General features: G+C 41.1%; 11 protein-coding genes. 6 read left to right on the forward strand and 5 right to left on the reverse strand.

Going from position 1 to position 12,853, the window contains the following annotated elements; all coding sequences use genetic code 11:
• Positions 1-13 precede the first annotated feature (13 nt).
• The gene (locus ACU0NF_RS06295) at positions 14-2,161 is read right to left on the reverse strand and encodes an AmpG family muropeptide MFS transporter (protein WP_445660505.1); all 2,148 of its coding nucleotides are present in this window, start codon (positions 2,159-2,161) and stop codon (positions 14-16) included.
• A 184-nt stretch (positions 2,162-2,345) separates the two neighbouring features.
• On the opposite strand from ACU0NF_RS06295, the gene ACU0NF_RS06300 reads away from it, so the two are divergent.
• Positions 2,346-4,979 carry a Lon protease family protein gene (locus ACU0NF_RS06300; protein ID WP_445660506.1) on the forward strand — a complete coding sequence of 878 codons (2,634 nt, stop codon included), beginning with the start codon at positions 2,346-2,348 and terminating at the stop codon, positions 4,977-4,979.
• Positions 4,980-5,047: 68 nt separating this feature from the next.
• Here the strand turns inward: ACU0NF_RS06300 and grxD are convergent, their stop codons facing one another.
• Positions 5,048-5,389, reverse strand: a complete 342-nt coding sequence (gene grxD, locus ACU0NF_RS06305; protein ID WP_131315592.1) for a Grx4 family monothiol glutaredoxin — start codon at positions 5,387-5,389, stop codon at positions 5,048-5,050.
• Between the two features lie 162 nt (positions 5,390-5,551).
• On the opposite strand from grxD, the gene ACU0NF_RS06310 reads away from it, so the two are divergent.
• Positions 5,552-6,763 carry an aspartate aminotransferase family protein gene (locus ACU0NF_RS06310; protein ID WP_445660507.1) on the forward strand — a complete coding sequence of 404 codons (1,212 nt, stop codon included), beginning with the start codon at positions 5,552-5,554 and terminating at the stop codon, positions 6,761-6,763.
• 63 nt (positions 6,764-6,826) lie between these two features.
• Here ACU0NF_RS06310 and ACU0NF_RS06315 read toward each other — a convergent pair whose 3' ends face one another.
• The 3 genes from ACU0NF_RS06315 to surE form a co-directional block, all read right to left on the reverse strand.
• Positions 6,827-7,756, reverse strand: coding sequence for a LysR family transcriptional regulator (locus ACU0NF_RS06315; RefSeq protein WP_131268910.1), 930 nt, complete (start codon positions 7,754-7,756; stop codon positions 6,827-6,829).
• Between the two features lie 93 nt (positions 7,757-7,849).
• Positions 7,850-8,665: a peptidoglycan DD-metalloendopeptidase family protein gene (locus tag ACU0NF_RS06320; RefSeq protein WP_445660508.1), complete on the reverse strand. Its 816-nt coding sequence runs from the start codon at positions 8,663-8,665 to the stop codon at positions 7,850-7,852.
• A gap of 112 nt (positions 8,666-8,777) precedes the next feature.
• Positions 8,778-9,551, reverse strand: coding sequence for a 5'/3'-nucleotidase SurE (surE, locus tag ACU0NF_RS06325; protein WP_445660509.1), 774 nt, complete (start codon positions 9,549-9,551; stop codon positions 8,778-8,780).
• Between the two features lie 112 nt (positions 9,552-9,663).
• On the opposite strand from surE, the gene ACU0NF_RS06330 reads away from it, so the two are divergent.
• The 4 genes from ACU0NF_RS06330 (at position 9,664) to ACU0NF_RS06345 (ending at position 12,583) form a co-directional block, all read left to right on the forward strand.
• Positions 9,664-10,038 (forward strand): MCR_0457 family protein, encoded by a 375-nt coding sequence (locus ACU0NF_RS06330; protein ID WP_445660510.1) that lies wholly within the window; start codon positions 9,664-9,666, stop codon positions 10,036-10,038.
• 244 nt (positions 10,039-10,282) lie between these two features.
• Positions 10,283-10,672, forward strand: coding sequence for an MCR_0457 family protein (locus ACU0NF_RS06335; RefSeq protein ID WP_445660511.1), 390 nt, complete (start codon positions 10,283-10,285; stop codon positions 10,670-10,672).
• A 115-nt stretch (positions 10,673-10,787) separates the two neighbouring features.
• Entirely contained in the window at positions 10,788-11,936 is a 1,149-nt protein-coding gene (gene dacC / locus ACU0NF_RS06340; RefSeq protein ID WP_131384556.1) for a D-alanyl-D-alanine carboxypeptidase PBP5/6, read from the forward strand.
• Positions 11,937-12,040: 104 nt separating this feature from the next.
• Positions 12,041-12,583 (forward strand): gamma carbonic anhydrase family protein, encoded by a 543-nt coding sequence (locus ACU0NF_RS06345; RefSeq protein ID WP_445660512.1) that lies wholly within the window; start codon positions 12,041-12,043, stop codon positions 12,581-12,583.
• Positions 12,584-12,853 lie beyond the last annotated feature (270 nt).

Consider the following 12,853-nt stretch of genomic DNA (forward strand, 5'->3'; position numbering starts at 1 on the left):
TTCTTGATCCTTATTAAGTCTTTGTATGTTGATGTTCACGTAATAACTTTGCCACCCACACCACCAAAATTAAAATTGGAATACCTATCAGGGTGGTCATGAGGAAGAAATTCGGATAACCAATATTGCTGACTATAGTACCCGAATAACCGCCTAAAATCTTGGGGGTTAAAGTCATGAGCGAGCTAAAAATCGCGTATTGCACTGCGGTAAATGACACACTGGTCAAGCTCGACAAGAAGGCAATAAACGCAGCACCGGCTAAACCTGAAGCCAAATTATCGACAATAATGGCGAAATATAACCACCCTGAACTATACGGTTTGATGACTTTTCCGCTAATTTCAACTTCGTCAGTAGATTGGCCATTCACAGCAGCTAAAGGTTGCATATCGATATCCAAGTCTTTGGCGGTGCTCAAATTCATATTTGCAGCATAGCTATGCTTTGTACTTAAGATCACTTTATTGTTTTCAAAAACTTCAGCAACAAGATTTTTAGAGGATGAATTAATCAATACTTCAGCCGGAATTGCCGCACTAAATATGCCTGTTTTATCCAGATTTGCATCAAAAGTCTGACCATCCAAGCCTAAGACAATTTTTTGAGATTCAGATAATGCCGGTCCAGAATATTGTCCGCGAATGACTAAACTATTATTTCGCTCCTGCGCGCTAATGGTATTGTCACTGGTCACGGGCAAAATTTGCATACTGGATTGCTTTTCATCCAGCTTTAAATACGGCAATGTGGTGACTGCGGTAGTTTTAGAGCCATCCTGATATTGTGCAGCCACTTGCAGTTCATCCGCTTGTGCCAAGACCTGACTCGGTACTTTGAGTTTCCAGTATCCTACTTCATCGGACTGAACTTTATAATTCTGCTGTCCGACTGTGACATTGACATCATTCAGCTGTTGCCCTGATTTCACCAAGCCAATAAAAATCAGATTGGTAGAACTGGCCAATACTGCACCGACAAACATTAACTTCATAATGTTCATGCGCTGTGCCAGCAAGCCGCCCAAGAAACCACCGACCAAACTAAAAATCACCCCGTAAATTTTAACTGCTTCGGCAATTTGCTCTTTGGTGAAGTTCAGGTCTTGATAGAACACATTCGAGATTACCCCGGCAATAATGTCGGAAATACGGTAAAAACCAATCAACAGCAACAACACCAATGCCAGTTTCACGCCATAGCGTTTAAAGAAATCGGCAATCGGATTGACCCAGGTTTCAAAGGCCATTTGCTTGTTTACGGCGCCCATTTTCACCAGCAATGTACCGGCTAGTAACGCCACAGCAGCAGAGCCAATAAAACGTAAAGCTTCAAAACAGAACAACAAGAAAGAATCTGAAATTTCAAATTGTGATTTAAGCGCTTCGGTTAAAGTGCCCGAAAAAATATAGCTCAGCACAAAACTGATCACGGCCACAAAAAATACCGCGACCAAACGGTAGTAATCGGTACGTTTATAATCTTTATAAATCCGGTTCACTATCGGTTCACGGATGACCAATGTAGTGATAATACCCACCACCATCACCGCTGCCATGGCTAAATAGGTAATTTTCCATGCACTATAGATATAGTTGCCTTTCGCTGTGCCCAAGGATGCCGCTAAAAATAACGCCCCTGCACCCGCTACAATCATCCCGATGCGATAACCGGCATTATAGGTAGAAGCCAGAACGGTCTGCATCTGTGTCTCAGCCAGTTCAATCCGGTAAGCATCAATCACAATATCTTGGGTGGCCGCAGAAAAGCCCAGCAACACAGCACCTACCGCCATTTGGTACAAATAACTTTGCCCGAGTGCAGGATTTGAAAATGCCATAATACAAATGGCACAGATAATCAGTACTTGCGCAATCAACAGCCATGCCCGACGACGACCAAGTATTTTCGTCAATATCGGAACCGGCAATTCATCGACTAACGGCGCCCAAACGAACTTAAAGGAATAGCCTAGCGCGGCCCAGCTAAAAAAAGTCACTGCACTTTTATCAATTCCGGCTTCTCCGAGCCATAAAGACAGGCTGGAAAAAATCAGTAATATCGGAATACCTGCGGAGAAACCCAAAAACAGCATAATAAGGGCACGGCGATCAAGAAATGCCGTAAAGGCTGATTTCCATCCAGTAGATTGTGTTGTCATTGATTTATTATGTTCTGCAAAAACTCAATGCCGCTATTCAAACGCGTAATGCGATAGGTTTCAACAATATTTACGAAATCATTATTTTATTTTATCGATTAAAGCACCCTGTCCGCTTGAATTTTTCAGGCAAACCTGTATACCTTTAAACCTCTACCGCAATATTTCGTTTTGGATTTTCACAGTGACCCAAAGACTCGAGCAAATGAACTCTTCTTTATCCGCCAATATTATTAGCAACACCGAACAACCGAGCCAAAACATTTTAACTTCAGCATTTGAACAACCAGAAATACAAAGCACTTTAGAAAAAACCAAACTGAAATCTGAACAACTGACGCATATTCCTAATTACGATAAAATTCCTGCGTCAACGCGCCGACTGAAACCGCTGAATAATTTTCTGGGGCAAGACCGCGCGCGTGCCTCGGTAGAAGCCGGTATTGCCTTACCTTATTCAGGCTATAACATTTTTGCTGTAGGTACGGCGGGCCTGGGTAAACGCACCATGATCAAGCGTTTATTGCAGCAACACGCCAAAACCATGCCGACGCCAAATGACTGGGTCTATGTCAACAATTTCAAACATCCACGCCAACCGATTGCGCTAGAGCTTCCCTCTGGACAAGCGACCAAATTTCAAACGCTGTTGCATCAGACCTGGCAAACCATCTTAAAACAGTTAGAACGCCGTTTTACTGCAGAAATTTATCACAATCGTATTGAACTAATTCGCCAGCAAATTGGGGATGAACAACGTCAAGCATTAATTGATCTCACCAAAGAAGGTGAAGCACTTGATCTGAAACTGATTACCCGTAATGAAGAACATTGCTTTGTTCCGGTTCATTTTATTGACGATTTACCTGAAGAAATGACAGCAGAAGACATTAATGCGCTCAACAGTAAAGAGCGGGCTGAAATTTCAACCAATATGCGTTACATGGATAAAAAACTGGAACGCTTAGGCTTGCATTTGGGCGATTTGGAAGATGATGCACGCGACAAAGTGCAAGTCTTAAATCGTGATATCGCAAAACAGGTGGTCATGCCACGGATCGAGCAAATCCTGAATAAGTTTAGTGAAGTTGAAGGCTTAAAAGACTATCTCAAATACTATGCCGAAGACATTATTAACAATGTCGAAATCGTGCTTGAGCAAGAAGAAGATGACTTTACCCCAGGTTTGTTCAGCCGAGTGCCTGCGCGTTATCAAGCCAATATCATTGTTTCCTATAAGCCAAATTCTGGTGCACCGGTGATTTTCGAAGATTTCCCAACGCATTACAATTTACTGGGTCATGTCGAACAGCTGACTCAAAATGGTACCATCACCACAGACTTCACCCTGATTCGCCCGGGTACATTGCACAAAGCCAATGGTGGCTTTTTAATGCTTGAAGCCGAGCAACTGCTTGAACAGCCTTATGCATGGCAAGGTTTAAAACGGGCCTTAAAATCAGGTCAGCTAAAATTATCTTCACTGGAACACATGCTGACTTTAACAGGCAGCATTTCGATTGAACCTCAATCTATTCCATTGAATTTAAAAGTCGTTTTACTGGCAGAACCTGAAGTTTATTATGAAATTCTAGAAGTCGAACCAGAACTCGGTAGTGTCTTTAAAATTCGTGCCGACTTTACAGATACATTACAACGTAATGACAGCAACGAGCAGGCATATATGCAGCTGATTGCCGATTATGTGCAAGCAGACAAATTGCTGCCTTTTGAGCGTTCTGCTTTAGCGGCCTTATTGACAGATTCGAGTCGTCAGGCTGAAGACCAGAGTTCATTGTCATTACATGCTTTAACCTTGGGTGACTTGATTCGCGAGGCACATCATCATGCCGAAAAGTCGGGCGATAAAATCGTGACCGACAAGCATATCAATACCGCACTCGATCATCGTAAGTACCGCCTAGGTTATTTACGTGAATTGTACTGGGAAGATTTGTCTCGTGGTACACAGCTGATTGAAACTAAAGGTCATCGTTTAGGACAGATCAATGCCCTTTCTGTAATTCAGTATGCAGATGTTGAATTTGGTTTGCCTTCACGTTTAACCGCTTCGGTCTATCAAGGCGGTGGCGATATTCTTGATATTGAGCGCAGTGTAGAACTTGGTGGCTCCTTACATGCCAAAGGTGTGCTATTGATGTCGAGTTTCTTAAAGGCGCACTTTGGTCGAGAACAAATCCTGCATTTCTCTGCTGCCCTCGCCTTTGAGCAAAGCTATGGTCAGGTCGATGGCGACAGCGCAACTGTGGCTGAACTTTCTGCATTATTGTCTGCCATTAGTCAACTGCCGATTGACCAGTCTTGGGCAATTACCGGCTCAATGAACCAGCTTGGGCAAGTTCAACCCATTGGCGGGGTAAATGCCAAAATTGAAGGCTTCTTCGATGCGTGTAAATTACATGGCTTAACTGGCAAACAAGGTGTGATTATCCCGCGCCAAAACATGCAGCATTTGATGTTGCGACACGATGTCATTGAAGCGGTAGAAAAAGGTCAATTCCATATTCATGCCATTCAAACCATCGATCAGGCTTTAGAAATTCTCATGGCCCGCCCTGTCGGCACTTTAAACAAGAAAGGTCGCTATAGCAAAAATTCGATTTATGCTGCAGTGATGGATCAGCTTGAATATTGGCAAGCCATTGAAGATGGCGCAGCATTTGAGGAAGAGACCAAGAAAAAGAAAAAAAAGAAAAAAGCCAAAAAAAAGTTAAAGGAAGAAGCGGAAAAACAGCCTGTTCCTGCTGATGTGGTTGAATCTAAAGACAGCAGTAAGACAAAGTCAGAAGTAGAGTAATCTGCTTCTTTAAAAACAGACATTAAAAAAGCGCCACAAGGCGCTTTTTTAATCACTTCACAACTGAATTAAGCTTCAGGTGCTGGGCTGTACTGTTCGATCAAGGTTTTTAATTCACCTTTTTGGAACATATCAAGCATGATATCGCTACCGCCAATCAATTCACCATTGATCCACAATTGTGGAAAAGTAGGCCAATTTGCAATTTGCGGCAAAGTTGCGCGAATGTCTGGGTTTTCCAAAATGTTTACATAAGCAAATGGACGACCAATTTGACTGAGTGCTTCTACCGCACGTGCAGAGAAACCACATTGTGGGAATTGCGGCGTACCTTTCATATAAAGGAGTACTGCGTGTTTAGCAATTTGGTCACGAATTAACGCTTCAGTATCGCGTGCTTGTTCAGTCATTGATAAATCCTCAACTAATCTGCCTCGCATTATACCCAAAACTTAACAAAACAGTATGACTAAAGCAATATTTCCATTTTTATTTACATTTGGGCTTTTATTCTGTAGCAGTTTTTGCTTATATAAACTTTTATTTTCCCACCTAACAGATAAGAGTTAGTCATGAATAACATTACCCTTGCACCTGTGCAATCTGATCAACCTTCACACTTGATGCCAGTCTTTGGCCGTCAGCCGATCAGCTTTGTTCGTGGTCGAGGTTCTTATCTTTATACAGAAGATGGCACTGAATATTTTGATGCACTTACAGGTATTGCTGTATGTGGTCTAGGTCATGCTCATCCTGTTATTGCTGAAGCCATTGCCGATCAAGCCGCAACCCTCATTCACACCAGCAACCTGTTTGAAGTGCCTTGGCAAACTGCTGCAGCGCAAAAACTTGCTGAAGTTTCAGGCATGGAAGAAATTTTCTTCTCGAACAGTGGTGCGGAATCCAATGAAGGTGCAATTAAAATTGCCCGTAAATTTGGATCAATGCAAGGCATTGCCAATCCAAAAATCATTGTTGCAGATCGTTCTTTCCATGGCCGTACCATGGCTACTCTTGCTGCAACCGGCAACAAAAAAGTTCAGGAAGGTTTTGGACCGCTGGTTGAAGGTTTTATTCGCGTACCTTTTGGTGATATTGAAGCCATTGAAGAAGCTGCAATTAACCACCCGGACATCGTAGCGATTTTTGTTGAACCGATTCAAGGTGAAGGTGGTGTAAATACTGCCCCTCAAGGTTTTAGCTACCTCGAAGAAATTCGTCAAATCTGTAATCAGCATAACTGGTTGATGATGCTTGATGAAGTCCAAACAGGTAATGGTCGTACTGGTAAATACTTTGCGTACCAGCATACCAACATTGTTCCAGATGTTTTAACCACTGCAAAAGGTTTGGGTAACGGCTTCCCGATTGGCGCTGTAATGACTCAGGGTCGTGGTGTCGGTGTACTGACTGCAGGCAACCATGGTTCAACTTATAGCGGTACAGCATTGGGTTCGCGTGTTGTTTATACCGTTCTCGATATTATGCAAAAAGAGAATATCGTTGCCAATGCTGCCGAAAAAGGTGCTTATATTGTTGATCAGCTGCGCAACAAACTGGCTGATCAAAATGTAATTGTCCGTGGTTTCGGCTTAATGATTGGTATTGAATTGCCAAAAGCGTGTGGCGAACTGGTAAATATTGCCCGTGATGAATACCATTTAATTATGAATGTGACAGCAGGTTCTGTCGTTCGTTTACTACCTGCTCTCAACATTACTCAAGAACAAGCCGATCAATTGATTGCTCGTCTTGTAAAAATGATTAAAGCCTTTTTAGCTTGATTTTTTAATCTGCAAGAACAGGAAAAGCCGCTTATAGCGGCTTTTTTTCATACTGATCGGCTTTTATGAAGCTTCTTGATAAATCCTGCCACCGGGTAACTGGCAGAAATATTGTTTTAGTGCCTCTAAACAACGATGAATTTTCATCGGCTGTTGTTCATGTTTTGAAATAATGGCATACAAGGTAAAACTTGGTAACTTCCACTCAGGTAAAACCTCCACCAAAGCGCCATTGACTAAATCTTTTTGTGCATCTAGATATAAAATTCGAGCGATCCCATGTCCTTGCTGACATAATGCTTTGGCCACCAAGACATTATTTGAGGTCAATCTCGAACGCATTTCTAAACTAATATCTTCATTTGTCACACCATGCTGGAATGACAAAGATTGGTAATTTTTGATCACATTCATTGGAATTAAATCATGATGCTTTAAATCCTCAGGACGTGAAATAGGTGTTGACTGATTCAAATAACTCGGTGAAGCCACCAGAACCTGCTCAACTCGGGCAAGCGGTACTACATGCAAATTACTATCTTCAATTTTTGAACTTATGCGCAGCGCAATATCAATACGCCCTTCAATTAGGTCAATATATTGATTATCAGCTTCTACATGAACTGCCAGACCTCGATGAGCAGACATCCAGTGTGACAATGCGGGAATGACATGATTTGCAGCTAATTCTGGCGTAGTTGCAATACGTAAATCCCCAACAAGATCATCACGCAGCTCATTAATTCGTATTTTTCCGCGCTCTGCGGCAGCGAGCATCTCTTGACAGCTGTGGAAAAAAGCTTGTCCCGCTTCAGTCAAACTCAACTTTCTGGTAGAACGATGTAAAAGTGTAACTTCCATCTCATTTTCTAAAGAACGAATTTGTTGACTTACAGCGCTGGTGGTGATGCCTAAATCGCGGGCTGCACCACTGAACGAGTTTTTTTCTACAACACAAGCAAAGACACCCATTGCTCGAAGTTGATCTAACATAAATTTCCCTCTGAACTTATGAGATGCTTTATCTTTCGATAAAAGCAACTCATTGTATTATACGGTGAAATTTAAGTATTGCATTTAATTTATTTAATTAAGAGGTAAGACATTAGTCGGATCAATAGGCTTGCCGTCTAGACGGACCTGGAATTCAAGCATGGTGCGGGTTGTACCAGATGAACCCATTTCTGCAATCTTTTGCCCTGCCGTTACATTATCTCCACTTTTCACATTCATTTTATTGTTATGTGCATAAGCTGAAATATAACCATTAATATGCTTGATCAGAATCAAATTACCATATTCTTTTAAGCCATCCGCTGCATAAACCACTTGTCCATCCGCAGCTGCATAAATGGTGTCACCTACGTTCCCTGCATAACGGATCCCTTTAATATTATTGGCTAAATTAAAGTTTTGCAGTACAGATCCATTGCTTGGTTTAACCCAGCGTAATGCAGATGCTTTGGAAGATGTTACCGGTGCGGTTGGAACATTGGCGACAACAGCTGGAGTCGTTTTAACTGGAGCAGTTGGAATTTGAACGGTTTGACGTTGAATCGGGGCAGCTTGTGTCACCGCTTGAGTCGTGGTGGTACGACGTGAACCAGAATCTTTTAAACGTAAAGACTGTCCCACATAAATGCGATACGGCGGTGTTATGTCATTCATATCAGCAACGCTGGTATAAGCTAAACCATAACGGGCAGCAATCCCACTTAAAGTGTCTCCAGATCGAACGGTATAGTAGTCTGGTGCAGTTGCATAACGTGTTGCATTCTGAATTTGTGGTTTTGAAGCACAGCCACTCAAAATAACAGTCGAAATAACAGCTGTAGACAACACAATGGTTTTCAGCAAGGCTGAAGGCACAGCAAATAAACGATATTGTGACACCACGTGCATTAATCTTCCTCTCTACATACAAATGTATTTATTGATTTGCGCTAAGATTAGCAAAAAAGTATAAAAAAAATTATTTCACTTCTACATTTTCACAAAGTTATAACACTACTTGCTACTCTTTGGAAAACTGTGCATGTAATGTGCTCAAAATGTCATAATTTGTTGCATCCATTTGTATCGGTGTGATACTGACATAGCCATTTGCCACGGCAAAAAAATCCGACTCTATGTCAGTCAGGCCTTTTTTAGGCTCTGCGACTGCCTCGCCAGACAGGCCAATCCAATAAACTTGACGACCACGCGGGTCTACATGACTGGTAATCGGTTTGGATTGGCTGCGTCTGCCCTGATAGGTAATTTTTGAACCTTGTAATTCAGGTACATCTGGAATGTTCACGTTAAAAATGTGACGTGGTGGCAACACAGGCAAACCTGAAGAAATGAAATCATGTACCCATTGTGCAGCAACAGCATAATCTTTCGGGTGCTCATAAGAGCGAACATTGGGGCCTGCCATAGAAACTGCAATTGCAGGTTGTTTCATTAAACGTCCTTCAAATGCTGCACCGACTGTTCCCGAATATAGAACATCGTCACCTAGATTGGCACCACTATTAATTCCACTGACTACCAGATCAAATTCAAAATCAAATAACCCATTCATAGACAGATAGACGCAATCTGCAGGTGTGCCATTCACAGCCCAAACATCGGGTGAAATTTGAATGGGACGTAAAGGTCGATCTAAAGTTAAGGCACTGGAAAAACCACTGCGCTCACTTTCTGGGGCAACAATAATAACGCGGCCTAAAGGAGCTAAAGCATGTGCAAGCGCTTGGATACCGGGAGCAAAAACGCCATCATCATTGGCAATTAATATATTCACTTAAAAATCTCGTAACGGTTTAAAAAATGACTGGTCAGAACATTTGATTGAATAAGACAAAGAATTATATATATTTAACGCTCGACATCCATTCAAAATGTGTGACTAAAAAATGATTAAAATGATCTCCTTTCGTGGCTTCTTGGGTTTAGGTTTTGCAGCATTATTATCACAAGCTGTTTTGGCCGATGAAGGCTTAACTCAAGCTGAAGCCAATACCATTGTTAAGGAAGACCTTGCTTCGGCTCAAGTCATGGCTGAAGTATGTCCTGCAATTGTGGGTAAAAATGCAAAATTTGATCACAATATTCATCAGCTTATCCAGTCTTATCTGCAAGACTATTCAGATAAATCGATGACTTTTGATAAAATTCAGGCAGATACAGAATATAAGTCTGTTCTTGATGAAGCGCGTCAGGCTGCAAAAGAAACCAGTAAAGATGAACAAAAATCAGTTTGTGATGACGTGGTAAATTACGAGGCATAATTCACCACAGATCAGGCCTATAGAATATTCAACCGATTGAGTATTCTATAAATGGGTATGCAGATGTATCCACCTTCATGCCCTATTTTCTATAAAATAAATACAAGTCAAATTCTACGCTTAAATCCCCTTCACTTATTCTTCATTTTTCAACAGCTTCAATACATTTGAGTACTTACAATTACCCAAAATACCGTTAAGCTTATTTATATTGTTATTTTTCTAATAATTTAGGTCTGCTTAAATGAAATCATCCATGTTCAAATCGCTATCTTTGGGTTTATTGACCACTGCTCTAATGACAGTTTCAGTAACTCACGCTGCAACACAACAAGAAGAAAATATTAATGTGACTCCCACGCAAAAAATTACTCAACAAGAACTGGCTGCTATTTATGTGCTGTCAGAAGTTTGCCCAAGTCTGGTAAAAGATGATGCACAATTCGAGAGAGGATATTCCAAACTTGCACAAGAATATTTACCTCAGGAAAAAGATGCTGTTTCAGCGTTATCCAAGCTCAGTAAAGAGAAAAAATTCAAGTCAATTTTAGCAGAAGCACGTACGGATGCGAAAAAAGCCGGTGATGCAAAAAATAAAGAAATTTGCCAAGAACTGACCACTTACAGTAATTAATACAAATTGGTTACAATACTTTTGAAATAAGCCGATTTCCCCGTAGAAGTCGGCCTAGCTTTATCCTAGAATGCTAGGCTCTTTGTGCCTTATTCACGTATTGGAACCACCTAGAATGACCAGAAAAAGCGCCCTTGCTGCATTATTACTTTTACCTAGTTTCACATACGCAGCAACTGTCTTATCTGCACCACCAGAACTCAATAATAAATCTTATGTTTTGATGGACTATGAGACGGGGCAACTCCTCGCAGCAAAAAATGAAAATGAAAAATTAGCGCCAGCTTCAATGACCAAGATGATGACCAGTTACATCATCGAACAGAAGTTGTTGAGCGGTGATCTCACGGAAGATGAAAAAGTTCGTATGAACGAATCGGCATGGTGTCGTGGCAGCAGCTCGGAATCATGTATGTATGTACCTTTAAACGGTACTGCAACCGCATTGGAAATGCTCCGCGGGATTATCATCCAGTCAGGTAATGATGCCTCTAAAGCCATGGCAGAACATATTGCCGGGAATGAAGGCACTTTTGCCCACATGATGAATGAAGAAGCAAAACGTATCGGCATGACCAATACCAGCTTCATCAATTCAACTGGTATGCCTGCGGAAGGTCACTACTCGACTGCAAAAGATATGGCGACGCTTGCGCAACATATCATTCATGACAGTTCAAAGTATTACCCGATCTACTCTGAAAAAGAATTTGCTTTTAACGGCATTAAACAAGGCAACCGTAACGCCTTGCTTTATACCGACCCAAGTGTAGATGGCTTAAAAACCGGTCACACTGACGAAGCAGGTTATTGTTTAACCACTTCCGCAAAACGTGGTCCACTGCGTTTAATTTCAGTGATTTTTGGTGCGCCAAGCATGAACGAGCGTGCATCTCAAACACGTGAAATTTTGGCTTGGGGTTATGCAAACTTTGAAACTGTTAAAGTCCAACCGGCCAATCAAGTTTTAGCCAAAGCAAAAGTTTGGTATGGCAAAAGTAATGACGTTCAAATTGGCTTAGCTGAAAACTTTAATGTGACCATGCAGAAAGGTCAGGCGAATGCGATCAAAACCCAATTGGTTGTTCAACCGAAACTCACTGCGCCACTTAAAAAAGGTCAAGTGATTGGTAAGTTTGTCGCAAGCATTGATGGTAAAGTAATTTCAGAAAAACCGCTTGTTGCACTTCAAGATGTTGAAGAAGCAGGTTTCTTTGCAAAAATTATCGACCATATCAAACAATTCTTTAGCAATTTATTCTAATTATTCTAAGCAGAATTTTTTAACTTAGACCAAAGCATCCTGACCTCGGTTTGGATGCTTTTTTATTTTATAATGACTCCATACCCTTGCCCCGAACTCCAATCATGAAAAAGAATATTCGCTCTTATTTAGATCACCATCCTAAAATTGATACCACTTGCTATATTGATGAAATGTCCGTGGTGATTGGTGACGTGAGTTTGGCTGAAAATGTTTCAGTTTGGCCTTTTGCAGTGATTCGTGGTGATGTAAATCATATTCATATTGGTAAAAACTCGAATGTGCAAGATCATTCTATGCTGCATGTCAGCCATAAAAAAGCTGATAAGCCTGAAGGTTCACCGCTGATCATTGGTGAAGATGTCACCATTGGACATCATGTAAAACTACATGGCTGTACCATTGGCAATCGGGTGTTGGTGGGTATTGGTACAATTATTCTGGATGACGTCATTGTTGAAGATGACGTGATGATTGGTGCAGGTTCACTCGTCCCACCGAATAAAGTTTTAGAAAGTGGGCATTTATATGTGGGCAGTCCTGTGAAAAAAGTCCGCCCACTCACTAATAAAGAAAAAGCATTTTTGCCTTATTCTGCGCAGAATTATGTGAAGGTTTCGGGGAATTATTTAGATGAAACGCATTAATTATTAAGCTATATGAGCCAATAGAATTAATAAGCCTTAAAATAAGGCATCTCTACATAAATATTTATTCGTCTTAAATGCAAAAAAATTAAGGGTATGATAAACAGTAGGTTACATTGCATACCATTTAGCATTTAAACAGATGCAAAATAATTATTAGAGTTGATTAGGGTCTGTTGACATTTGTTGCTTAAAAAAATAGCGAGGTAGTAAAATTAAATCGCCAAACCCAATTTTACTCTCGCTATGCCTCGTACAATGCTGAATAAT

The sequence above is a fragment of the Acinetobacter sp. F16 genome, from assembly GCF_052712855.1.

Coding starts and splice junctions, on each gene's coding strand:
- ACU0NF_RS06295 (WP_445660505.1), bottom strand. CDS start 2,161: ATGACAACACAATCTACTGGATGGAAATCAGCCTTTACGGCATTTCTT.
- grxD (WP_131315592.1), bottom strand. CDS start 5,389: ATGACTGAACAAGCACGCGATACTGAAGCGTTAATTCGTGACCAAATT.
- ACU0NF_RS06310 (WP_445660507.1), top strand. CDS start 5,552: ATGAATAACATTACCCTTGCACCTGTGCAATCTGATCAACCTTCACAC.
- ACU0NF_RS06315 (WP_131268910.1), bottom strand. CDS start 7,756: ATGTTAGATCAACTTCGAGCAATGGGTGTCTTTGCTTGTGTTGTAGAA.
- ACU0NF_RS06320 (WP_445660508.1), bottom strand. CDS start 8,665: ATGCACGTGGTGTCACAATATCGTTTATTTGCTGTGCCTTCAGCCTTG.
- ACU0NF_RS06330 (WP_445660510.1), top strand. CDS start 9,664: ATGATTAAAATGATCTCCTTTCGTGGCTTCTTGGGTTTAGGTTTTGCA.
- ACU0NF_RS06335 (WP_445660511.1), top strand. CDS start 10,283: ATGAAATCATCCATGTTCAAATCGCTATCTTTGGGTTTATTGACCACT.
- dacC (WP_131384556.1), top strand. CDS start 10,788: ATGACCAGAAAAAGCGCCCTTGCTGCATTATTACTTTTACCTAGTTTC.
- ACU0NF_RS06345 (WP_445660512.1), top strand. CDS start 12,041: ATGAAAAAGAATATTCGCTCTTATTTAGATCACCATCCTAAAATTGAT.